The 21,977-nt window shown below is 68.1% G+C and carries 19 protein-coding genes and 1 tRNA gene; 11 read left to right on the plus strand and 9 right to left on the minus strand.

Features of this window, described 5'->3' with window-relative positions; genetic code table 11:
- From AC5Y3P_RS18810 to AC5Y3P_RS18820, 3 genes are read left to right on the plus strand one after another with little or no spacing between them, the layout of a single operon-like run.
- A complete protein-coding gene (locus tag AC5Y3P_RS18810) occupies positions 1–291 on the plus strand; it encodes a hypothetical protein (RefSeq protein ID WP_500047446.1) in 291 nt (96 codons plus the stop codon).
- Entirely contained in the window at positions 292–1,455 is a 1,164-nt protein-coding gene (locus tag AC5Y3P_RS18815) for a winged helix DNA-binding domain-containing protein (RefSeq protein ID WP_500047447.1), read from the plus strand.
- Positions 1,455–2,015 carry a hypothetical protein gene (locus AC5Y3P_RS18820; protein ID WP_500047448.1) on the plus strand — a complete coding sequence of 187 codons (561 nt, stop codon included), beginning with the start codon at positions 1,455–1,457 and terminating at the stop codon, positions 2,013–2,015. The genes AC5Y3P_RS18815 and AC5Y3P_RS18820 overlap by 1 nt, the downstream gene beginning before the upstream one ends.
- 12 nt (positions 2,016–2,027) lie before the next feature.
- Here the strand turns inward: AC5Y3P_RS18820 and uvrA are convergent, their stop codons facing one another.
- On the minus strand, positions 2,028–4,946 hold the full coding sequence (uvrA, locus tag AC5Y3P_RS18825; protein ID WP_500047449.1) for an excinuclease ABC subunit UvrA: 2,919 nt from the start codon (positions 4,944–4,946) through the stop codon (positions 2,028–2,030).
- Between the two features lie 138 nt (positions 4,947–5,084).
- Here uvrA and AC5Y3P_RS18830 point away from each other — a divergent pair, with 138 nt between their 5' ends.
- A complete protein-coding gene (locus AC5Y3P_RS18830) occupies positions 5,085–5,762 on the plus strand; it encodes an MBL fold metallo-hydrolase (RefSeq protein ID WP_500047450.1) in 678 nt (225 codons plus the stop codon).
- Positions 5,763–5,799: 37 nt separating this feature from the next.
- Here AC5Y3P_RS18830 and AC5Y3P_RS18835 read toward each other — a convergent pair whose 3' ends face one another.
- Positions 5,800–6,246: a universal stress protein gene (locus AC5Y3P_RS18835; RefSeq protein WP_500047451.1), complete on the minus strand. Its 447-nt coding sequence runs from the start codon at positions 6,244–6,246 to the stop codon at positions 5,800–5,802.
- Between the two features lie 399 nt (positions 6,247–6,645).
- On the opposite strand from AC5Y3P_RS18835, the gene AC5Y3P_RS18840 reads away from it, so the two are divergent.
- The 5 genes from AC5Y3P_RS18840 (at position 6,646) to AC5Y3P_RS18860 (ending at position 10,705) form a co-directional block, all read left to right on the plus strand.
- Positions 6,646–7,056 (plus strand): phage holin family protein, encoded by a 411-nt coding sequence (locus tag AC5Y3P_RS18840; protein WP_500047452.1) that lies wholly within the window; start codon positions 6,646–6,648, stop codon positions 7,054–7,056.
- A gap of 89 nt (positions 7,057–7,145) precedes the next feature.
- A complete protein-coding gene (locus tag AC5Y3P_RS18845; RefSeq protein WP_500047453.1) occupies positions 7,146–8,141 on the plus strand; it encodes a Bug family tripartite tricarboxylate transporter substrate binding protein in 996 nt (331 codons plus the stop codon).
- Positions 8,138–8,662: a tripartite tricarboxylate transporter TctB family protein gene (locus tag AC5Y3P_RS18850; RefSeq protein ID WP_500047454.1), complete on the plus strand. Its 525-nt coding sequence runs from the start codon at positions 8,138–8,140 to the stop codon at positions 8,660–8,662. Before AC5Y3P_RS18845 ends, AC5Y3P_RS18850 begins: the two co-directional genes overlap by 4 nt.
- Positions 8,662–10,203: a tripartite tricarboxylate transporter permease gene (locus AC5Y3P_RS18855; protein ID WP_500047455.1), complete on the plus strand. Its 1,542-nt coding sequence runs from the start codon at positions 8,662–8,664 to the stop codon at positions 10,201–10,203. The genes AC5Y3P_RS18850 and AC5Y3P_RS18855 overlap by 1 nt, the downstream gene beginning before the upstream one ends.
- 85 nt (positions 10,204–10,288) lie before the next feature.
- A complete protein-coding gene (locus AC5Y3P_RS18860; protein WP_500047456.1) occupies positions 10,289–10,705 on the plus strand; it encodes a low affinity iron permease family protein in 417 nt (138 codons plus the stop codon).
- A 29-nt stretch (positions 10,706–10,734) separates the two neighbouring features.
- Here the strand turns inward: AC5Y3P_RS18860 and AC5Y3P_RS18865 are convergent.
- The 3 genes from AC5Y3P_RS18865 to uvrB form a co-directional block, all read right to left on the minus strand.
- A tRNA-Cys gene (locus tag AC5Y3P_RS18865) sits at positions 10,735–10,805 on the minus strand.
- 63 nt (positions 10,806–10,868) lie between these two features.
- Positions 10,869–12,254 carry an MFS transporter gene (locus AC5Y3P_RS18870; protein WP_500047457.1) on the minus strand — a complete coding sequence of 462 codons (1,386 nt, stop codon included), beginning with the start codon at positions 12,252–12,254 and terminating at the stop codon, positions 10,869–10,871.
- A gap of 18 nt (positions 12,255–12,272) precedes the next feature.
- Positions 12,273–14,432 (minus strand): excinuclease ABC subunit UvrB, encoded by a 2,160-nt coding sequence (gene uvrB, locus AC5Y3P_RS18875; protein ID WP_500047458.1) that lies wholly within the window; start codon positions 14,430–14,432, stop codon positions 12,273–12,275.
- A gap of 69 nt (positions 14,433–14,501) precedes the next feature.
- Here uvrB and AC5Y3P_RS18880 point away from each other — a divergent pair, with 69 nt between their 5' ends.
- Together AC5Y3P_RS18880 and AC5Y3P_RS18885 are read left to right on the plus strand one after the other, a co-directional pair.
- The gene (locus tag AC5Y3P_RS18880) at positions 14,502–15,011 is read left to right on the plus strand and encodes a ribonuclease FAU-1 family protein (protein ID WP_500047489.1); all 510 of its coding nucleotides are present in this window, start codon (positions 14,502–14,504) and stop codon (positions 15,009–15,011) included.
- Positions 15,012–15,022: 11 nt separating this feature from the next.
- Positions 15,023–15,685 (plus strand): hypothetical protein, encoded by a 663-nt coding sequence (locus tag AC5Y3P_RS18885; RefSeq protein ID WP_500047459.1) that lies wholly within the window; start codon positions 15,023–15,025, stop codon positions 15,683–15,685.
- Position 15,686: 1 nt separating this feature from the next.
- Here the strand turns inward: AC5Y3P_RS18885 and AC5Y3P_RS18890 are convergent, their stop codons facing one another.
- The 4 genes from AC5Y3P_RS18890 to AC5Y3P_RS18905 form a co-directional block, all read right to left on the minus strand.
- Positions 15,687–16,667, minus strand: coding sequence for a calcium/sodium antiporter (locus tag AC5Y3P_RS18890; RefSeq protein ID WP_500047460.1), 981 nt, complete (start codon positions 16,665–16,667; stop codon positions 15,687–15,689).
- Entirely contained in the window at positions 16,667–17,896 is a 1,230-nt protein-coding gene (gene coaE, locus AC5Y3P_RS18895) for a dephospho-CoA kinase (RefSeq protein ID WP_500047461.1), read from the minus strand. Before coaE ends, AC5Y3P_RS18890 begins: the two co-directional genes overlap by 1 nt.
- A gap of 93 nt (positions 17,897–17,989) precedes the next feature.
- Positions 17,990–19,426, minus strand: coding sequence for a 30S ribosomal protein S1 (gene rpsA, locus AC5Y3P_RS18900; protein ID WP_500047462.1), 1,437 nt, complete (start codon positions 19,424–19,426; stop codon positions 17,990–17,992).
- 127 nt (positions 19,427–19,553) lie between these two features.
- Positions 19,554–21,902 (minus strand): outer membrane protein assembly factor BamB family protein, encoded by a 2,349-nt coding sequence (locus AC5Y3P_RS18905; protein ID WP_500047463.1) that lies wholly within the window; start codon positions 21,900–21,902, stop codon positions 19,554–19,556.
- Positions 21,903–21,977 lie beyond the last annotated feature (75 nt).

Genomic DNA, 21,977 nt, shown 5'->3' on the forward strand with positions numbered 1-21,977 from the left:
ATGCCCGAGGATCCCGACGACACCGCCGACGACTCGGCCCCCTCCGATGCGCCGGCCCGCTTCGACCCTCCCCCGACCGATTCGGGCTACACCAGCTCGGGTGTCCCCACGTTCGATTCGGTTCGCGAGAAGATCGAGACCCGGTTCGGCACCGCCATCGGTGCTTCCGAGCTGGCGTCCGAGACGCCCGAGGGCCGCCAGGTCGAGGAGCAGTACGAGGCCCGGCAAAAGGCGGCCGCCGAACGCCTGGAGCAGATCCGCAAGTCGATGAAGTCAGCGGACGACTCTTAGGTGCGCTCCGTCACCGTCGCGGAGCGCCGCGCCCGGCTGGCCCGTCGGCACTTCCTGTCCCATTCGGCTTATTCGGTCACCGAAACGACCGCCGCGTTCATCGGCCTGCACGCCACCGACCCGTCGACGCCGTATCTGTCGCTGCGGGCGCGCCTGCCCGGCTTCGCCGTCGCGGATCTGGACACCGAACTCTACGGCCGGCGCACGCTGCTCAAACACCTGGCGATGCGCCGCACGTTGTGGATCGTGCGCACCGCGGACCTGCCGCTGGTGCAGTCCGGGGCCAGTGACCGAGTCGCCGACAACGAGGCGCGCAAACTGGCCGCCGACGCGCAGACCGCCGGTGTCGCCGAGGACGGCCGGGTCTGGGTGGAGACCGCGGGCCGCGCCGTACTCGAACATCTACAGCGGCACGGACCCACCCCCGCGGCCCGGTTGCGCGCGGAGCTGCCCGAGCTCGCCGGCAGCTACGATCCGGCGCCCGGGAAACGTTGGGGCGGTGAAACACCCCTGGCACCAAGGGTTCTGACGGTTCTCGGGGCCCGCGGACAGATCGTTCGCGGGCCCAACGACGGCGGCTGGACCACCTCGCGACCGCGCTGGACCGCCGCCGCGGACTGGCTCGGCGCACCGGTGACCGCAGCGCAACCCGAAGCTGCCCGCGACGAACTGGTGCGCAACTTCTTGCACACCTTCGGCCCCGCCACCCTCACCGACGTCAAGTGGTGGTTCGGCAACACCTTGACCTGGGCCCGGCAGGCCCTGGCCGCCGTCGACGCCGTCGAGGTCGATCTGCACGGCACGCCGGGTTACCTGTTGCCCGACGATCTGGACATCGAGCCGGATCCCGAACCGTGGGGCGCGCTGCTGCCGAGCCTGGACGTCACCACGATGGGCTGGTTCGACCGGGACTGGTACCTGGGGACGCACCGCAGCCAGGTGTTCGACCGCAACGGCAATGCCGGACCCACCGCGTGGTTGGACGGGCGGATCGTCGGCGGCTGGGGCCAGGACGGCGACGGCGGCATCGAGTTGCATCTGCTCGACGACGTCGGCCGCGACGGCATCCGAACCTTGCGACGGCACGCCGAGGAGCTCACCGAGTGGCTGGCCGGGGTGCGTACCAAACCTCGGTTCCCGTCGCCGCTGTCGAGGCTGCGCTAGTGCGCGCCACGACCTGGCTGCTGCCGGCGGCGACCGGCATCGCGGTACTGGCGTTGCTGTACGGCTCGAGCGTTCCCGCCGGGACCGATGGCTGGATCTTCCTCGGCGCACTGCTGGCGCTGGTGGCGCTGGGCGTGATCTGGTGTGCGACGGTCCTGACGTTGCGGGGCTCGGCCGGGCGCGCGGTACTGCTGGTCTGCCCGGCGTTGGTGGCCGCGGGTGCACTCGCGGTCGGCACCGGCGTTCCGGCGCAAGTGCATTGGTGGCTGGTGCAGCCCGCCTTCGAGCGGGCCTTGCAGCAGTTCGAGCACGGCGGCGGTGTCGATCGGCACCCGGGCCGGATCGCCGACATCCCGGTCCAGCGGATCACGCGTCGCACCGACAACTTCATCGAGTTCGCCCGCCGCAACGACTTCAACGGGTCCGACGGAATCGCCTACAGCGCTGACGGCAGCCCGCCGCGCACCGAACACCGCACGGTCAGCGACTACGTCATCGACTCGGTGCAACAGCTTGGGCCGCACTGGTTTTCGTTCACCAGCCACCGCACGCTGAACTGATCCGGCGGTCGTTCAGGCACTGACCTTGCGTTTGCGCGGTGCCCGCTTGCGCGCGGCCGGCGTCGGGGCCGGTTGACTGGACAGCACCTCGGTCAAGAACTTGCCGGTGTAACTCTCCGGCACGCCGGCCACATCCTCCGGGGTGCCCTGGGCCACCACGGTGCCGCCGCCGGCCCCACCCTCGGGACCCATGTCGACGATCCAGTCCGAGGTCTTGATGACGTCCAGGTTGTGCTCGATGACGATCACCGAATTGCCCTTGTCCACCAGGCCGTTGATCACCTTGAGCAGTTTGCGGATGTCCTCGAAGTGCAGACCCGTGGTGGGCTCGTCGAGGATGTACACGGTGCGCCCGGTGGAGCGCTTCTGCAACTCGGCCGCCAGCTTCACGCGCTGGGCCTCACCACCGGAGAGGGTGGGCGCCGGTTGGCCCAGCCGCACGTAACCCAGGCCGACGTCGACCAGGGTCTTGAGGTAGCGGTGGATGCCGGTGATCGGCTCGAAGAACTCGGTGGCCTCCTCGATCGACATGTCGAGGACCTCGGAGATGGTCTTGCCCTTGTAGTGCACCTCGAGCGTCTCCCGGTTGTACCGGGCGCCGTGACAGACCTCGCAGGGTACGTATACGTCGGGCAGGAAGTTCATCTCGATCTTGATGGTGCCGTCACCCGAGCAGGCCTCGCAGCGGCCGCCCTTGACGTTGAACGAGAACCGGCCCGGCTGATAGCCGCGCACCTTGGCCTCGGTGGTGGCCGCGAACAGCGTGCGGATCTTGTCGAACACGCCGGTGTAGGTGGCCGGGTTGGACCGCGGGGTGCGCCCGATCGGGGACTGGTCGACCCGGACCAACTTGTCCACCTGATCCAGTCCGGTGATCCGGGTGTGCCGGCCCGGCACGATCCGCGCACCGTTGAGCTTGTTGGCCAACACGGCCGCCAGGATGTCGTTGACCAGAGTGGACTTACCCGATCCGGACACCCCGGTCACCGAGGTGAGCACCCCGAGCGGGAAGCTGACGTCGATCTCCTTGAGGTTGTGCTCACGCGCCCCGACCACGGTCAGCTTGCGGTTCTTGTCGGTCGGCCGCCGGATCGCCGGCACCTCGATCGACTCCCGGCCGGCCAGGTAGGCACCGGTGATCGAATTCGGGTTCTTCAACAACTCCTGGTAGGTGCCGCTGTGCACCACGGTGCCGCCGTGTTCACCCGCAGCCGGGCCGATGTCGACGATCCAGTCCGCATGCGCGATGGTGTCCTCGTCGTGTTCGACCACGATCAGGGTGTTGCCCAAATCCCTTAGCCGGGTGAGGGTTTCGATCAGCCGACGGTTGTCCCGCTGGTGCAGGCCGATCGACGGCTCGTCGAGCACGTAGAGCACGCCCACCAGACCCGACCCGATCTGGGTGGCCAGCCGGATGCGCTGCGCCTCGCCGCCGGACAGCGTGCCGGCGGCGCGTTCCAGCGACAGGTACTCCAAACCCACGTCGAGCAGGAAGCCCAGCCGGGACTGCACCTCCTTGAGCACCTGCCCGGCGATGGCCTGCTCCCGCGGACCCAGGGTCAACGCGTTGAGGAAGTCCGAGCACTCCGCGATCGACAGCGCACACACCTGCGCGATGGACTTCGCGCCGCGGTCGCCGGCGGCCAGCGTGACCGCCAGGATCTCCGGCTTGAGCCGGGTGCCCTGACATTCCGGGCACGGCACGTCACGCATGAACCCTTCCAGGCGTTCCTTCATCGACTCGGAGTCGGTCTGCTCCATCCGCCGCTGCAGATAGGCCAGCACGCCTTCGAAGTCCGCGTAGTAGGACCGGGTCCGGCCGTAGCGGTTCTTGTACCGCACGTGCACCTGCTGATCGGAGCCCTCCAGCAGCGCCTTGCGGGCCTTGGCCGGCAGCTTGCGCCACGGCGTGTCCACGTCGAAGCCGAGCGCGTCACCCAACCCGGACATCATCCGGGTGAAGTACTCCGCGCTCTGCCCGATGGACCACGGCGCTATCGCGCCTTCGGCCAGCGTCAGCTCCGGGTCGGGCACCACCAGGTCGACGTCGACCTCCTTGCGGATGCCAAGACCCACGCATTCCGGGCAGGCGCCGTAGGGCGAGTTGAACGAGAACGACCGCGGTTCCAGGTCGTCGACGGCCAGCGGGTGCCCGTTGGGGCAGGCCAACTTCTCGGAGAAGCGCTGTTCGCGGTGCGGGTGGTCGTCCTCCCGGTCGACGAACTCCAGCACCACGATGCCGTCGGCGAGGTTCAGTGCGGTTTCCACCGAGTCGGTGAGCCGCTGCTTGGCGCTGGCCTTGACCGTCAGCCGGTCGACCACCACCTCGATGTCGTGCTTTTCCTGCTTCTTCAGCTTGGGCGGGTCGGTCAGCGAATGCACCACGCCGTCCACCCGGACCCGGCTGTAGCCCTGCGTGTTGAGCTTGTCGAACAGGTCGACGAACTCGCCTTTGCGGGTGCGCACCACCGGGGCCAGCACCTGGAAGCGCAGGCCCTCGTCCATCGCCAGCACCTGATCGACGATCTGCTGCGGGGTTTGGCGGGCGATCCGCTCGCCGCACACCGGGCAGTGCGGAGTGCCCGCCCGCGCGTACAGCAGACGCAGGTAGTCATACACCTCGGTGATGGTGCCGACGGTGGAGCGGGGGTTGCGGTTGGTCGACTTCTGGTCGATGGACACCGCCGGGGACAGGCCCTCGATGAAGTCGACGTCGGGTTTGTCCATCTGGCCGAGGAACTGCCGGGCGTAGGCCGACAGCGATTCGACGTAGCGGCGCTGACCCTCGGCGAAGATGGTGTCGAACGCCAGCGACGACTTCCCTGACCCGGACAGACCGGTGAACACGATCAGGGCGTCACGCGGCAACTCGAGGTCGATGCCGCGCAGATTGTGCTCGCGCGCACCCTTGACGATGAGGCGATCGGCCACCCGCTGCCCCTCATTCCTAACTGGTTCTGCGGACACGCCGCGGGAGTCCGCGGACGTCGTCGTCCATGCTATGTGCCGCCACCGACAAGCTACGGTCCGCTACCGGCCAAGCCCGGCCCGGCCAGTAACCTGGATCACATGACGGTCATCGCAGATTCCTATTCCGGCCACGTCGACGCAGGTAGCGGGGCCCGCCGCGAGCTACCGGGCGCGACCGTCGTCAAGGTCTCGGTCGGGCCGATGGACAACAACGCCTACCTGATCACCTGCACGGCGACCGGAAAGTCGCTGCTGATCGACGCCGCCAACGACGCCGACACCCTGCTCGAGGTGATCCGCGAGTACGCCCCGAACGTGGAGTTGATCGTCACCAGCCATCAGCACTTCGACCACGTGCAGGCTCTGGAGGCGGTCGCAGCTGCCACCGGCGCACCGACCGCAGCGCATCGACTCGACGCCGAGGCACTGCCGGTGACCCCGGACCGGATCCTCGCCGACGGTGACACCGTGCAGATCGGCGAACTGAACTTCGACGTCATCCATCTGCGCGGGCACACTCCGGGCTCGGTGGCGCTGGCGTTGACCGGCACCGCAACCGGCGGGGTGACCCATCTGTTCACCGGCGATTGCCTGTTTCCGGGTGGGGTCGGCAAGACCTGGCAGCCCGGCGACTTCGAAACCCTGCTCGGTGACGTCACCAGCAAGGTGTTCGACGTCTACCCGGACTCGACCGTGATCTATCCCGGCCACGGTGATGACACCACGCTGGGCGCCGAGCGGCCGCACCTCGCCGAGTGGAGGGAACGCGGCTGGTAGCCGCCGGCGCCACGGGCTGACCAGCCCGTCGTCGTGACTAGCCCGTGGTGTGCACGATCAGCACGTCGATCTTCGACCGACGTGCCACGTTGGCCGGCACCGAACCGAGCAGCCGGCCGGCGATGGTGCTCAGACCGACGTTGCCGACCACCAGCAGATCCGCACCGACTTCTTCGGACAGCTCGACCAGCGCGTCCACCGGGGCGCCGACGATGGCGCGTTCCTCGATGTTGGAGGCACCGGCGGCCTTGGCGCGGTCCCGCGCCTCCCGCAAGATCGCATAGATCGGGGCGTTGCCGGCCATCTTGTAGCCCTCGTCCTTGAGGACGTCGGCCGCGCGCGCGTCGTCACTGGCAGGGAAGTACGCGGTCGCCAGGATGACCCTCGCGTCCGGTCCCGATGCGAGCGCACCCGCCCGGTCGACTGCCCGCAACGACGAATCCGAGCCGTCGGTGCCGACCAAGACGGTGTTGTAGCCGCTCATCCAAACCCTCCCAAGGTTTCCGTTCCGTACATGAAACGCCAACTGCAGACATTAGCCCGTCGTTCCCGGACGATGGGTGCAATTCGCGACACAATTGCCGTGTCCATCTGCTATCTTCGCCTCCCACCAGCGCATTCAGGGCGAATTCGGCACCACCGTGAGGATTACTACACGGCCCGACGCGCCGGTGCTGAGACGCTCGATGGGCCCCGATGTCGGCTCGGTCACATTCGGCGCCCGGAAACCGGTGGCTGACAACGAGACTCGTCGAATTCGCGGCCGCGCCGCCGACTCGTCGCAGCGCAACACCGGAACCCGTTGCGAGACAGCAGGTAACGATCCGTCGCCGACCCTGCCGATCAGCGCATCAAGGGGCCGACCCGTGGCAGGATCAGCGGTATGGGACCGTTTCTGGTGCGCACCGGTGTCACCGGCTTCGCGCTGTGGCTCGTCACCTTGATCGTGCCGGGCATCTACTTCGTCTGGAGCCCCGGCGCCAGTCCGCTGATCAAGGTGCTGACCGTGTTGTTGGTCGCGGTGATCTTCGGCCTGGTCAATGCCGTCCTCAAACCGGTCGTGCAGATTCTGGCGATCCCGCTCTACATCCTGACCCTCGGTCTGATCCACATCGTGATCAATGCGCTGATGCTGTGGATCACGTCGTGGATCACCCGCAACACCACGCACTGGGGACTGGATGTCACCGAGTTCTGGTGGACCGCGATCTGGGGTGCGATCGTGCTCTCGGTGGTCAGTTGGGGGCTGTCACTCGTGATCCGTGACACCCCGGTCGGCCGCGCGACGTCCTGAGCTCGACTCAGCCGAAAACCGCACGCACAGCAGGCTTGTGCTGCACGATGAGTGCCCAGCGCAATCTCGGCGAGAGGAATCCCGTGCGGGTGTCGGCAGCGGCTCGATGGATCCTCGGCGTGCTGTGCGTGGCCGCCCTGGTGATCGCCGCTGGGATCGACGCCGGTAAGTCCGGTTCCGGCGCCGACGCGCGCGCCAAGCTCACCCTGATCGCACCGGCCGCCGCCGGCGGCGGCTGGGATCTGGTCGCGCGGGAAGCCCAGCAGGCGTTGCGCACCGACAAGATCGTCAACAACGTGCAGGTGGTCAACATCCCGGGCGCGGCCGGCACCATCGGGCTGAGCCAACTGTCCCGGCTGCGCGGTGACCCGTCCACCATGATGGTGACCGGCACCGTGATGCTCGGCGGTATCACCCGCAACGAGTCGGACATTGCGCTGTCGGAACTGACGCCGATCGCCCGGCTGGCCGAGGACTTCGACGTCGTCGTGGTGCCCGCGGACTCACCGTTTCGAAGCTACGCCGACCTGTTGGCGGCCTGGCGCGCCGATCCCCCGGCCTTACCGATCGGCGGCGGCTCCGCCGGCGGCGTCGACCACATGATCGCCGCGCAGTTGGCGCGCGAGGGCGGCATAGACCCCGACCGCATCCGGTACGCCGCCTATGCCGGCGGCGGTGAGCTCACCATCAACCTGCTGTCCACCGCGCCGGGCACCCCGGGCGTGGGAATCAGTGGCTACAACGACTTTCGGGACATGCTCGACGAAGGCCGGCTGCGGGCACTGCTGGTCATCGCACCGCAGCGGTTGGACGGGTTGGATGCACCCACCGCGGCCGAAGCCGGCTTCGACGCCGTGGACCTGGTGAACTGGCGCGGTCTGGTCGCACCGGCCGGCCTGACCGCCGAACAGCAGAGCGAGCTGATCGACATCGTCACCGAGATGACCGAGACCGAACATTGGAAAACCGTCGTGGAGCGCAACCGATGGAATGAATCCTTGCTCACCGGTGCAGAATTCGGCCACTTCCTGACCGCGGAGCAACAGCGCATCGACGCGATCCTCGACGACCTGGGGTTGGCATGAGCACGCCTGCCGCTCCCGCCCCGACGCGGCGGTTCTGGGCCGGCAAGACCGCACTGGTCATGCCCGCGCTGCTGGTGGCACTCGGGTTGTTCCTGATCTACGGCATCTTCGACATGGAGGTGGCCGACGATGCAGAACTGTTCGGACCCAAGGCTTTCCCGTGGATCACCGCCGGGTTCTGCTTCCTGGTGGCAGCACTGTTGACGCTGACCATCTTCCGCAATCCCGAAGTGTCCGCACCTGTCTTGGACGACGACGGCCGCCCGGTCAGCTTTCTGGCCAGCAACTGGCGGGCCACCGGCATCACCGTCGGGTCGTTCGTCGCGTTCGCGGTACTGCTGGTGCCGGCCGGCTGGATCATCGCCGGAGCGGTGGTGTTCTGGGGTGTCACCGTGGGATTGGGCAGCACCCGCTACGTCGCCAACCTGCTGATCGGTCTGGCCGCCTCCTCGGTGATGCAACTGGTGTTCTCCGGCCTGCTGGGGCTGAACCTGCCGCCCGGCGTGATGGGGATGTTCTGATGGATTCGCTGGTCAACCTGATGGATGGGTTCGCCGCCGTCCTCACTCCGGTCAACCTGCTGTACGTCCTGATCGGCGCACTGATCGGAACCGCCGTCGGGGTGCTGCCCGGACTGGGCTCGGCGATGGCCGTCGCGCTGCTGCTGCCGATCACTTTCACCATCGATCCGCTGGCCGCGCTGGTGATGTTCGCCGGGATCTACTTCGGTGGACTGTTCGGCGACTCGATCGCCGGCATCCTGATGAACACGCCGGGCAACTCCACCGCCATCGCCGGATCGCTGGAAGGCCATCTGATGGCCCGCCGCGGCCGCGGCGCCCAGGCGTTGGCCACCTCGGCGCTGGGCGCGTTCATCGGCGGCATGATCGCGACCATCCTGGTGGTGTTCTTCGCGCCCGCGCTGGCCGACATGGCCACCAAGTTCGGCCCCGGCGAGTACTTCGCGCTGGCCCTGTTCGCGTTCATCGCGACCTCCGCGGTGGTCTCCGACTCGGTGCTCAAGGGTCTGGCCGCACTGCTGATCGGGTTGGCGCTGGCCATGATCGGCACCGATCAGGTCAGCGGCTCACAGCGGTTCACCTTCGGCAACGTGGCCCTGTTCGACGGCGTCAGCATCGTGGTGATCACGGTGGCGATGCTGGCGGTCGGCGAGGTGATGTACGTGGCCTCGCGGGTCGGGCGACCCGACGACCGCACCTTCAGCCCGTCCACCGGCCGCCCGTTCCTGTCCCGCCAGGAGTACCGCGACGCGTTGCCGGCGTGGTTGCGCGGTACCGCGTTCGGCGTGCCGTTCGGGGTGATCCCGGCCGGTGGCGCCGAGGTCCCGACGTTCCTGGCCTATGGCGTGGAAAAGCGGCTCGACGCCCGACGCAAGACGCCGCAGTTCGGCCGGGGCGCGATCCGCGGGGTGGCCGCCCCGGAGGCGGCCGGCAACGCGACGGCCGGCACCGCGATGGGCGCGCTGCTGGCGCTGGGGCTGCCCACCTCGGCGACCGCGGCCATGCTACTGGCGGCATTCCAGCAGTACGGCATGCAACCCGGACCGCTGCTGTTCACCCGCAACGCCGACCTGGTGTGGGCGCTGCTGGCCAGCTTGATCATCGGCATGGTGGTGTTGCTGATCCTGAACATGCCGTTCGCGCCGCTGTGGGCACGGCTGCTGGAGATCCCGCGGGAGTACCTCTACGCCGGCATCTCGATGTTCGCCTGCTTCGGTGTCTACGCGGCCAGTGCGGCGATGGTCGATGTGGTGTTCATGATCCTGCTCGGCCTGCTCGGGTTCGCGATGCGGCGGTACGGGGTGCCGTTGGCGCCCGTGCTGATTGCGGTGATCCTGGGCCCGCTCGCCGAATCCTCACTGCGCGAGGCCATGAACAACTCGCAGAACAACCCGCTCACGCTGATCAGCACGCCGATCACGATCACGCTGTACAGCCTGTTGGCGCTGGTGATCGCGATCAGCCTGTACAGCAAGGTGCGGATGCGCCGCGAAGCCGAGACCGCAGAACCCGGCGCCGGGACCGCAACGCCGGCGAAATAGCAAGGGCGACACCACCGGCAGCGTTTGCCGCGGCCGAAAACGGGAACCCTCGATCCATTCCGGGGGCGTCTGGGAGGAGAGGCCCATGCCGAATGGCGAATCACCGTGCAACGACGCGGAAATGCCCTCTCAGGTGAGCGACCAGGTCCCGCTCTTCGACCGGTTTGCCACCGCGGTCGCCAAGCGAGTGTCCAAGGCCTGGTTCTTCGTGCTGTGCGTGGCCATCGTGGTGATCTGGTCACCTACGTTCATGGTGCTCGACCTGGATACTTGGCAGCTGATCATCAACACCTTGACCACCATCATCACGTTCCTGTTGGTGGCGCTGTTGCAGAACACCCAGACCCGGGCCGATGACGCGCTGCAGCAGAAGCTCAACGCGATCGCCGATGCGCTGGCCGATTTGTTGGCGGCCGGGGCCGGTCAGGACATCGAGCTCGAGCAGCAACGCCAGGCGTTGATCGCCGCGGTCGGCCTGGAAGACCGGGAAAGCTCGGACTGAGCCGAGCGGATCCGTCAGCATACGTATCGAGCGAGTGACGGGATTCGAACCCGTGTGGACGGCTTTGCAGGCCGCTGCCTCACCACTCAGCCACACCCGCGGAGTACCACCAGAGTGCCCGCGGGACGCGGCGCCGCCCAGGGTTGCACTCAAGCTGATCGTTTCAGCGCCGCACGGCCCGCGACGCTGCCAACCACCCCAGCGCGACGATCACCGCGAAGGTTGCATAGGTCCACCGCGCGGCCGCCACCTCACCGTGTCGGGTCACGTTCACCAGCACCCCGGCCAATCCGGCGCCGAACGCCGCGCACATCAGCTGCACGGTGTTGATCGCCGCGGCGGCAACCGGACCTTCGGCCGGGTCGTCAACGCTGCCCATCGCCCACGCCGACAGATGCGGCCAGGCCATCCCGACGCCGGCACCGGCCACGAACAGTGCCACGGCCCACACCGCGACCAGACCCGGTCCGGCCTCGGCGCGCTGGGTCAGCGCGGCCACCGCCAGACCGGACGCCATCACCAGCGGTGCGACCCTGACGATGCGGGCGGTGGCACGTCGGCCATCCACCGATGCACTGCCGATTTCGGACAACGTCCAACCGGCCGACAGCGCGACCGCCAGGAATCCCGCGGCCACCGGCGTCAGCCCGGCCAGCCGCTGACCGAACAGCGGTACGTAGACGTCGACCATGGTCGAGGCCATCAACACACCCAGCGTCACGTACATCCACTTCAGTGGACCGGGCCGAAATGCCGTGCCGGGCAACACCGATGCCGCCATCCGACGGTCGACGACCAGGAACACCGCGACCGTCAGCGCTCCGCCGATCAGCAGCGCGACAGTCAGGCCGAGTTGGGACACACTGCCGGCCGCACTCACCAGCAGCGCACCGGTGCCCAGTAGCAGCAGCGAGGCGGTCGGGATGCGCCAGTCCTGCCGTTGCGGCCCGGCGTCCCGCGCGGGCAGCGAGATCGGTACCAGGACCAGCATGGCCGCGGTCACGATGGCCAGTGATCCGAATGCCCAGCGCCACACCCCGAACTGCGCGAACAATCCGCCGGCGGCCGGACCGAGCACGGTGCCCACACCCCACATCGCCGACACCAGAGCCGAGGCCCGGGTCCACAGCGCCGGCGGCAGCGCGGTGTTGATCACCGCGTAGCCCAACCCGGCAACGAATCCGCCCGCCGCGCCCTGCAGCACCCGGCCGGCCAACAGCAGCGGCATGCTGGGGGCCAGTGCGCAGGCCACGGTGCCCAACGCGAAGAACGTCAGCCCCACCAGGTAGGCCCGGCGCGGACCGAGCCGGGCCAGCACCCCGCTGACAGTGGTAGCGGCGGCCACCGAGGACACCAGGTACACCGTCATCACCCAGGCGTAGAGCCGATGCCCGCCGATGTCGTCGACCACGCTGGGTAGCAAGCTGATCGTGATGAACTCGTTGGTGGCATACAGCGCCACACCGCCGGCGAGCACCGTCGACGCACCCAGATTGCGCGGGCCGAGCAGTTCTCGCCAGGATCCGGTCGGCGCCGGCGCGTCACTCACCGATACACCGTAGAGCGCTCACTTGAGTCCGGCCGCGTCCATCCCGCGCAATTCCTTCTTCAAATCGGCGATCTCGTCGCGGATCCGGGCCGCCAGCTCGAACTGCAGATCCCGCGCCGCGCTCATCATCTGCTCGGTCAGGTCCTTGATCAGGTCGGCCAGTTCGGCGCGCGGCATCGAGCTGGTGTCGCGACCCTCGATGATGCCCGCACTGACCGCGCGTCCAGGTTCGCCCTGCGCCCGACGACCCCGCGACGCGTTACGCCCCGAGCCGCCGATCTCGACGCCTTCGGAATCTTCGGCTTCCCGGTACACCTGATCCAGGATGTCGGCGATCTTCTTGCGCAGCGGCTGCGGGTCGATGCCCCGCTCTTCGTTGTAGGCGATCTGCTTGGCCCGCCTACGTTCGGTTTCGTCGATGGCTTCCTTCATCGAGTCGGTGATGGTGTCGGCGTACATGTGCACCTCACCGGACACGTTGCGGGCCGCGCGGCCGATGGTCTGGATCAGGCTGCGCGGCGAACGCAGGAATCCCTCCTTGTCGGCGTCCAGGATCGCCACCAGCGACACCTCGGGCAGGTCCAGACCCTCGCGCAGCAGGTTGATACCGACCAGCACGTCGTAATCACCGAGCCGCAGCTGGCGCAGCAACTCGACCCGGCGCAACGTGTCCACCTCGGAGTGCAGGTAACGCACCCGAATGCCCATCTCCAGCAGGTAGTCGGTCAGGTCCTCGGCCATCTTCTTGGTCAAGGTGGTGACCAGCACGCGTTCATCCCGCTCGGCCCGCAGCCGGATCTCGGCGATCAGGTCGTCGATCTGGCCCTTGGTGGGTTTGACCAGAACCTTCGGATCGACCAGGCCGGTGGGCCGGATCACCTGCTCGACGAACTCGCCGCCGGCCGCCGCCATCTCGTAGTTGCCCGGGGTGGCCGACAGATACACCGTCTGCCCGATCCGGCTGGCGAACTCCTCCCAGGTCAGCGGACGGTTGTCGACCGCCGAGGGCAGCCGGAAGCCGTAGTCGACCAGGTTGCGCTTGCGCGACATGTCGCCCTCGTACATCCCACCGATCTGCGGGACGGTGACGTGCGACTCGTCGATGACCAGCAGGAAGTCCTCCGGGAAGTAGTCCAGCAGCGTGGCCGGTGCCGAACCGGCCGGCCGGCCGTCGATGTGCCGCGAATAGTTCTCGATGCCCGAGCAGAACCCGACCTGGCGCATCATCTCGATGTCGTAGTTGGTGCGCATCCGCAGCCGCTGGGCTTCCAGCAGCTTGCCCTGGCCTTCCAGCTCGGACAGCCGCTCTTCGAGTTCTGCCTCGATGGTCGAGATCGCCATCGCCATCCGCTCCGGTCCGGCCACGTAGTGCGTCGCCGGGAAGATGCGCAGCGAGTCGACCTTGCGGACCACGTCCCCGGTCAGCGGATGCAGGTAGTACAGCGCCTCGATCTCGTCGCCGAAGTACTCGATCCGGACCGCCAGTTCCTCGTAGGACGGGATGATCTCGACGGTGTCGCCGCGCACCCGGAAGGTGCCGCGGGTGAAGGCCACGTCGTTGCGGTTGTACTGCACGTCGACCAGCAACCGCAGCAGACCGTCGCGGGGCACCTCGTCGCCAACCGAGAGCTCGACCGACCGGTCCAGGTAGGACTGCGGCGTGCCCAGACCGTAGATGCAGGACACCGACGCCACCACCACGACGTCGCGCCGCGACAGCAGACTCGAGGTGGCCGAGTGCCGCAGCCGCTCGACATCGTCGTTGATCGAGCTGTCCTTCTCGATGTAGGTGTCGCTCTGCGCGATGTAGGCCTCCGGCTGGTAGTAGTCGTAATAGGAGACGAAGTACTCGACCGCGTTGTGCGGCAACATCTCCCGCAGCTCGTTGGCCAACTGCGCGGCCAGCGTCTTGTTCGGCGCCATCACCAGGGTGGGCCGCTGCAACCGTTCGATCAGCCAGGCCGTGGTGGCTGATTTACCGGTACCGGTCGCGCCCAGCAGCACGACGTCACGCTCCCCGGCCCGGATCCGGCGTTCCAGCTCGTCGATCGCGGCGGGCTGGTCACCGGCCGGCTCGTAACTGCTGACCACTTCGAAGCGGGCGCCGGTGCGCACCAGCTCATCGACCGCGCGGTACTCCGAATGCGCGACCACGGGATGTTCGGTAGCGAAAGCCATGTTCACCAGCGTAGGCCGGAGCACCGACAGGACAGGCCGATGTCGGGGCCAGCGCCTAGGCTGAGGCCCATCCACGCACCCAAGCACGAGATCTTCGACCTGTCCGCCCGGACCAATACCGACCCCAAGGGCATCGTCCGGGCGGTGGATGTCTACACCCGCACCCCGTGGGGCCTGTACCTGGCGCGGCCCACCCCGGGCCGGGCCCAGTTCCACTACCTGGAGTCCTGGCTGCTGCCGGAGCTGGGGCTGCGAGTCACGGTGTTCCACTGGAATCCGGGACACCACCGCGACCAGGACTTCTACCTCGACGTGTGCACCATCACCGGCACCGATCAGGTGTGGCAGACCGTGGACCACTACCTGGATCTGGTGCTCTACACCGGGCAGCGCACCGAACTGGTGGACGTCGACGAACTCCTGGAGGCCCACCACATCGGGCTGGTCAGCGCGGATGTCGCCGAGCGGGCGATCCAGACCGCGGTGGCCGCGGTCGCGGGCCTGGCCGCACACAGCCACGACCTGCACAGCTGGCTTCGAAGTAACGGTGTCGAGCTGTCCTGGCGACAAGACCGGTAATGTCGAAGACCATGAAGTTCAGCTTTACAGCTGCGGCCGCGGCAACGGCGCTGGTTGCCGCCTGCGCGCAGCTGGCCCCCACGATCGCCCTGGCCGACCCGGAACCCACACCGGAACCGGTACCGGCCGATGCAGCGCCCGTCGATCCGGCCGTGGAACCGGCCGTCGATCCGGCCGTGGAACCGGTGGTCGAGCCGGTCACCGGCCCCACCGCGGCCCCGGGCCAAGACCTGCGGAACGTCACCTACCGCGCCCGGGTGGACGGCGTGGCCCGCGGCGCGCTGATCACCTACAAGCTCAACGACGAGCAGGTGCAAAGCGTCGACCCGACGATGCTGCCGGGCCGCACGTTCGAGGCGCAGACCGTGCTGTCCAACGCCGACCTGGCCGGTATGCAGGTGTCCATCCAGTGGCCGTATTCAGCGAACCTGCACTGTGAGGTGCTGGTCGACGACGCGATCGTGGCCCAGGCCGACGAGTTCATCAAGCCTCGGCTCACCCCGGCCGACGACGAACCCGACTACGGCAAGCTGACCTGCGGCGCCCCGCTGGTCAACCCGACCGGCAACGTGGTGAACACCGACCCGGTGGAGGCGGTACCGCCGGCCGGTCCGGGCGCCGACCCGGTCGTCCCGGCCGCCGATCCGGCGCCCGAGGCCGCCCCGGCCGCTTAGCTCAGGTCTGCGTCACCAGCAGGTAGCTCAGGTAACCCAGGTAGCCGGCGACCATCAGCGCGCCTTCGGTTCGGCTGACCCGGCGCCCGGTGATGAAGATCGGGATGCACAGCAGCGCCACCGCGGCCATCACCGGGATGTCCACGTGCACCAGGTGCCAGTCCAGGTACAGCGGCTGGCCCGCGGCCACCGCGGTGACGCCCAGGATCAGCAGGATGTTGTACACACTGCTGCCCAGCAGGTTTCCGATCGCGATGTCGCGTTCGTCGCGGACGGTCGCGACCACGGTGGTGACCAGTTCGGGTGCCGAGGTGCCGATGGCCACCACGGTCAGACCGATCACGGCCTCCGAGATGCCGAAGTCGGTGGCGATCCCGACGGCCCCGTTCACCAGCCAGTCGGCACCGATCACCACGACGACGATGCCGCCGACCAGATAGACCAGGTGGCGGAGCGCGCGTTCCCGGCGCGCACCGTTGCCGTTGCCGTCGGCCGGATACTCCGCGCCGAATTCCACCTGCACTTCCACCGGTTCGCGTCGGGCCGAGCGGACCAGCACCGCGGTGTAGCCGATCGCGCACGCGATCAGCACCGCACCTTCGAAGATCGACAGCGTCGCGTTGGCGGCCAGCAGCCACAGCAGCAGGGCCGCGGCCGTCATCATCGGCAGATCCAGTTTCAGCGTGCGCAACTGCAGCGACAGCGGGCGCAGGCAGGCGCTGAGCCCCAGGATCAGCAGCAGGTTGACGATGTTGGTGCCGGCGATGTTGCCGACCGCCAGCGAACCGCTACCGTCGGCGGCCGCCCGGATGCCGACGGCCAGTTCCGGCATGCTGGTCCCGATCGACACCACGGTCAACCCGACCAGGATCGGCGGGATACCGAGCTGGGCGGCCAGCCGCGCGCCGCCCCGGACCAGCAGCTCGGCGCCGCCGATCAGCGCCACCAGGCCCGCGACGAACCAGGCCAGGTCGCTGACCACTAGCGAGGCCGCCAGCCGGTGCCGTCGGCCCAGTTCCAGGCGCGTCGGTAGGCGTCCAGGAACCAGGGTTCCTTGGCCTCGGCGTAGGCGCCGGTGTCGGCCGACGCATGTTGCGCGGCGTGCCGCTTGGCGGCCAGATAGTCGGCGCGCGCGGCCGGGTTGGCCGCCAGCCAGTCGACGAACAGCAGCGCGAATTGCTGGTTGGGCCAACCGGCCACCCGGATGTGCACGTTTGTGGGCCGACCGGGATCGGCGGAGGCGTGAAAACGCTTGTGCCACAGGCCGGCATCTTCGGCGTGGTCGAACTCGGCCACGGTGCTGTGGGCGTCCGGCTTGGGCACGTCATCGGTGATCGAGTCCACTCGGGGGTAGCCCGCGGTCAACAACGCGTCGCCGAGTTCGTCCGCGGTGGCCAGCGAGTCCACCGTGATCTGGATGTCGATCACGTCCTTGGCGTCCAGGCCGGGCACCGCGGTGGACCCGATGTGGTCGATGCGCTGCGCGCGGTGCCCGCAGGCGGTGTTCAACCGGGCCACGATGCGGCGGGCCTGTTCGGCCCAGTCCGGGTCGTGCGGCAGCACGGTGGGAAGTGCCCGGGCCGGGGTCCGCTGCTGCAGGTTGTGCGCGAACGGCAGGATGCGTTGGTGCCACAGCGTCAGTGCGCGTTCCTTCAGGTCGGCGGCGCTGCCCGAGTTGTCCAGCCACACGTCGGCGACCGCGCGGCGCTGCTGCTCGGTGGCCTGCGCGGCGATCCGGGCCCGGGCGTCTTCTTCGCTGAAGCCGCGGTGTTCGATCAGCCGCTGCACCCGCAGGTCCTCGTCGGCGTGCACGATCACCACCAACGGAAACATCGGCGCCATCTGCGATTCCACCAGCAGCGGGATGTCCTCGACGATCACCGCATCCTCGGCGGCGGCCGCGATCAACTCCGAGCGCCGGTGTGCCACCAGTGGATGCACGATGCTGTTCAAGGTGGCTCGATGGTCTTCATCGCTGAACGCGATGGCCGCCAGCGCCGGCCGGTTCAGCGCGCCGGCCTGAGGTCCGCTGTCGTGCAGGATGTCGTGCCCGAACGCGTCGACCAGCTTGGCCAGGCCTTCGGTGCCGGGTTCGACGACCTCGCGCGCGATCACGTCGCCGTCCACCACGATCGCGCCGCATTCGGCGAATGTGCCCGACACCGTGGACTTTCCGGCGCCGATCCCGCCGGTCAAACCGATACGAAGCATTCGCACAGTCTGTCAGGAGGCCGCAACGCAGAACTCCCCGGCTCGCGGTGAGCCGGGGAGTTCTGGTGTGCTATTGCGATACAGGCCGCGAGATCAGGCGTTGCCGGCCAGCTTCTCACGCAGCGCGGCCAGCTGAGCATCGCTGGCGAGCGACCCGCCGGCGGACTCCTCGGAACGCGAGCCGTTCGACGTCGGGCGGGCAGCCTCTTCGGCCTCGGCCGCAGCGAACTTCTCCATCTGCGTGGCGTGCATCTTGTGCCGGCGCTCGGCCTCGGCGTAGCGGGCCTCCCACTCCAGACGCTGGGTGTCGAAGCCTTCGAGCCATTCGTTGCTCTCGGCGTCGAAGCCCTCGGGGAAGATGTAGTTGCCCTGCTCGTCGTAGCTGTCGGCCATGCCGTACTTCGACGGATCGAACTCTTCGGTGTAGTCCTCGTTGGCCTGCTTGAGGCTCAGCGAGATCCGGCGCCGCTCCAGGTCGATATCGATGACCTTGACCATCGCGTCGTCGCCGACGGCGACCACCTGGTCGGGCACCTCGACGTGCCGCTCAGCCAGCTCGGAGATGTGCACCAAGCCCTCGATGCCCTCCTCGACCCGGACGAATGCACCGAACGGCACCAGCTTGGTGACCTTGCCCGGCACGATCTGCCCGATCGCGTGGGTGCGGGCAAAGTGGCGCCACGGATCTTCCTGAGTGGCCTTGAGCGACAACGAAACCCGCTCGCGGTCCATGTCGACGTCGAGCACCTCGACGGTGACCTCGTCGCCCACCGCAACCACCTCGGACGGGTGATCGATGTGCTTCCAGGACAGCTCGGAGACGTGCACCAGGCCGTCCACGCCGCCCAGGTCGACGAATGCGCCGAAGTTGACGATCGAGGAGACCACACCCTTGCGGATGGCGCCCTTCTGCAGCTGGTTGAGGAACTCGCTGCGCACCTCGGACTGGGTCTGCTCCAGCCAGGCGCGGCGGCTCAGCACCACGTTGTTGCGGTTCTTGTCCAGCTCGATGATCTTGGCCTCGATCTCCTTGCCGATGTACGGCTGCAGATCGCGCACGCGACGCATCTCGACCAACGATGCCGGCAGGAAGCCGCGCAGGCCGATGTCGAGGATCAGGCCGCCCTTGACGACCTCGATGACGGTGCCCTTGACGGCCTCGTCCTTTTCCTTGAGCTCCTCGATGGTGCCCCAGGCGCGCTCGTACTGCGCGCGCTTCTTGGACAGGATCAGGCGGCCTTCCTTGTCCTCCTTGGTGAGGACCAGGGCTTCGACCTCATCGCCCACGGAAACGACCTCGTTGGGGTCGACGTCGTGCTTGATGGAGAGTTCACGGGATGGGATGACACCTTCGGTCTTGTAACCGATGTCGAGGAGGACCTCGTCCCGGTCAACCTTGACGATGGTGCCCTCGACGATGTCGCCATCGTTGAAGTACTTGATGGTCTTGTCGATAGCGGCGAGAAAGTCCTCAGCCGAGCCGATGTCGTTGACGGCTACTTGCGGCGAGGTGACGGAGGGACTTGGCATGTGGTGGGTTGCTCCGGACAGGTTCTAATCGTAGGGACAGGATTCTTGTCTTTTCGAACTCGCGCGAAGAGTGCGCACACGAGTACCCCATGAGCCTAACCGACGTGGCACACGCTGGACAAACTGGTCACCACCGGTACTTGGTCGTGCCCTCCGGGCCACGGCTGTTGCTGACCAGCTTGGCAAAGCATTCGTTGGTCGGGATGGCGTGCGAATCGCACCAGCCGTTGGCCTCGTCCGGGCCGGCGAACGTCAGCCCGGCCACCGTTACCCACCAGCTGCGGATGTCGAAGCTGCTCCACTCGTCGCTCCAGAGCAACCGCACCTCGGGATACTGCATCCGCAACCGCAGATGCTGATCGAGGATCTGCTGCGGAGTCCAGGTCACCATCGTGGTGCCGTCGACGTCGACGGCAACCAGGCCAGGCTGCTTCGACGACACCTGCGGCACCCAGCGCTCGGCGAGGTCGGAGCTGATGAACGGGGCGTCGGCGTCGGCCTGGGCGCGCAGCGCGTCCAGCGCGACCGCCTCGGGGTCGCGGTCGGGTGCGGTCCCGGTGCCCGACGCGGTGCGGACCTCGAGCTCCCCGATCAGCGCGTCCTCGACCCGGTCAGGCCCGCGGCTGGTGCCCTCGTCGGTGCAGTCCACCAGCTGATCGCCGGCCGCGGCGACCGGACCGTTGCCGGTCGAACCGGACCCGCCGGATTCGCCCAGCGAGTTGGGCAACCGCCAGAAACTGCCCACCTCGAACTTCAGGTCCTGCTCGACGGCGCGGTCGTCGCCGTAGTCCTCGCCCGGCAGCAGCAGCGGCTGCTCGGAGAAGTCGAACTTCCCCGCGGCGATCTCACCGCGGGGATCGCTGATCCGGATCCGAAGGTCGTCGGTCGAGACGATGTCGCCGCCCGGGCAGCTGGCCTTGATCTGCATCGTGACGATCAGAGCGCCGTCCTCGGTGCGGTACTCGACCGGCGTCAGCTCCGGGGTTTTGCCGCACTTGGTGATCAGGCCGGCCCGGTCCGGGCCGTCGGTGTCGGTGATCGACGCGCGTCCGGGTGCCACCGCGGCCGGCCCGGTGGGCGCGTAGTAGCGCAGCGACTGCGCATCCATTGCGGCGAAACCCTGGCCGGCCGGCTCCAGATAGCCGCGCCCGGGCAGGTTCAACGTCCATTCGATATCCCCGGTGCCCAGATGCACCGCGGTCAGGGTTTCCTCGGCGCCGATCAGCACGCGTTGGCCGTCGGACAGCTCCAACTCGCCGGCCAGGTCCCGGGTCCACAGGTGCTGCCCGGTCGCCAGGTCGAAGGCAGCCAGCGGCAGCGGATCGGCCAGCCCCTCCGACCAGTGCCCGCCGGCCAGCACGGTGTCGCCGATGACGGTGCGCAACGCGTTGATCTCGTCGGCCCCGTCGGCCTGCCAGAGCTCGGCGCCGCTGCCGAATTCGTAGGCGGTCCGGCCGAAGATGAACGGCTGCTCGGTGTCCGGTGCCACCAGCCACGGCTCGGCGGCCACGATGCCGGCCATCGCGTCGGCCTCGATGGCATCGAGTTGGCGGCCCTGCTCGTTGAAAACCCGCGTCGTGTAGACCCGGTGATCGGCGGTGCAGGTGCGCCCGGCGAAACCCTGACCCGGGTAGACGGTGAGGTGCTGCAGATCCTCGTCGGCCAGCCGCCGGCCGTCCTCGGCGGCGGCCACCGTGACACCGATGTCGCTGCCGTTGTAGACGACGCCGCCGTCGACGCCGCGGTGATCGGTGTCGCCCGACCCGGGGCACTGGTCGTCGGCGCCGGCGTCGGGGTAGGTCTGGCGCCAATCGGCGGTCAGGTCCGTGGCGCTGCCCTTGGTGATCACCCGGGCGCGCTCCTCGGGGTCGTAGCCGAAGGTGTAGACCGCCGAATCCTGCACGGCCACCGCGTAGGTGTGCTCGGGCACCTCGATCGCGTGGTCCACCGCGCCGTCGGCCAGCGCGATGAACCGGACCGAGGTCACGGCGCTGCCCAGACCGAAGGTCGCGTCCCGGCCGACGCAGGGCAGCAGATCGTCGATGGTTGCGCTGGCGCACAACGGTTTGAAGCCGGCCTCGGCGGTCCATGCGATCTCCCCGGTGACCGCGTCCACAGCCACCAGGCTGGCCGGGCGGTCGCTCTGCGGCAGCACCGCCGTGGTCACCAGGGTGTCGCCCAGGTCGAGGAAACCGGGCCGCAGGTACTGGAACGACGTGCTGTCCGGGCGCACGAAGTTGGCCCGGTCGAACACCTCCTCGGCGTCGAGTTGCCAGGTCACCGTCGGTTTGGTCGGGTAGGTGCCCTTCAGCTGTCCGGCGACCGGGCCCCCGGCGTCCGGACCGGACGTCACGATCGCGGCGATCGCGCCCACCAGAGCGGCCACCAGCACCGCCACACCACCGGCCAGCACGAACGGCCAGACCCGGCGCTTGACCGGCAGTGGCCCCGGGTACGACGCCGGCGGAAAGCTCATATTCGGGTGTCCCCCACGTTCACTCGACGATGACTTCGCAGCACACTAGCGTCCCGGTCAGCGCGCGGTGGCCGC

This window comes from Mycobacterium sp. NGS45 (assembly GCF_059812645.1).

What these genes read in the sequence shown, in the direction of transcription:
- AC5Y3P_RS18835 (WP_500047451.1), bottom strand. Translation starts at nt 6,246, where the DNA reads ATGAGCGGCTACAACACCGTCTTGGTCGGCACCGACGGCTCGGATTCG.
- AC5Y3P_RS18830 (WP_500047450.1), top strand. Translation starts at nt 5,085, where the DNA reads ATGACGGTCATCGCAGATTCCTATTCCGGCCACGTCGACGCAGGTAGC.
- AC5Y3P_RS18850 (WP_500047454.1), top strand. Translation starts at nt 8,138, where the DNA reads ATGAGCACGCCTGCCGCTCCCGCCCCGACGCGGCGGTTCTGGGCCGGC.
- AC5Y3P_RS18905 (WP_500047463.1), bottom strand. Translation starts at nt 21,902, where the DNA reads ATGAGCTTTCCGCCGGCGTCGTACCCGGGGCCACTGCCGGTCAAGCGC.
- rpsA (WP_500047462.1), bottom strand. Translation starts at nt 19,426, where the DNA reads ATGCCAAGTCCCTCCGTCACCTCGCCGCAAGTAGCCGTCAACGACATC.
- uvrB (WP_500047458.1), bottom strand. Translation starts at nt 14,432, where the DNA reads ATGGCTTTCGCTACCGAACATCCCGTGGTCGCGCATTCGGAGTACCGC.
- coaE (WP_500047461.1), bottom strand. Translation starts at nt 17,896, where the DNA reads ATGCTTCGTATCGGTTTGACCGGCGGGATCGGCGCCGGAAAGTCCACG.
- AC5Y3P_RS18810 (WP_500047446.1), top strand. Translation starts at nt 1, where the DNA reads ATGCCCGAGGATCCCGACGACACCGCCGACGACTCGGCCCCCTCCGAT.
- AC5Y3P_RS18885 (WP_500047459.1), top strand. Translation starts at nt 15,023, where the DNA reads ATGAAGTTCAGCTTTACAGCTGCGGCCGCGGCAACGGCGCTGGTTGCC.
- AC5Y3P_RS18860 (WP_500047456.1), top strand. Translation starts at nt 10,289, where the DNA reads ATGCCGAATGGCGAATCACCGTGCAACGACGCGGAAATGCCCTCTCAG.
- AC5Y3P_RS18840 (WP_500047452.1), top strand. Translation starts at nt 6,646, where the DNA reads ATGGGACCGTTTCTGGTGCGCACCGGTGTCACCGGCTTCGCGCTGTGG.
- AC5Y3P_RS18855 (WP_500047455.1), top strand. Translation starts at nt 8,662, where the DNA reads ATGGATTCGCTGGTCAACCTGATGGATGGGTTCGCCGCCGTCCTCACT.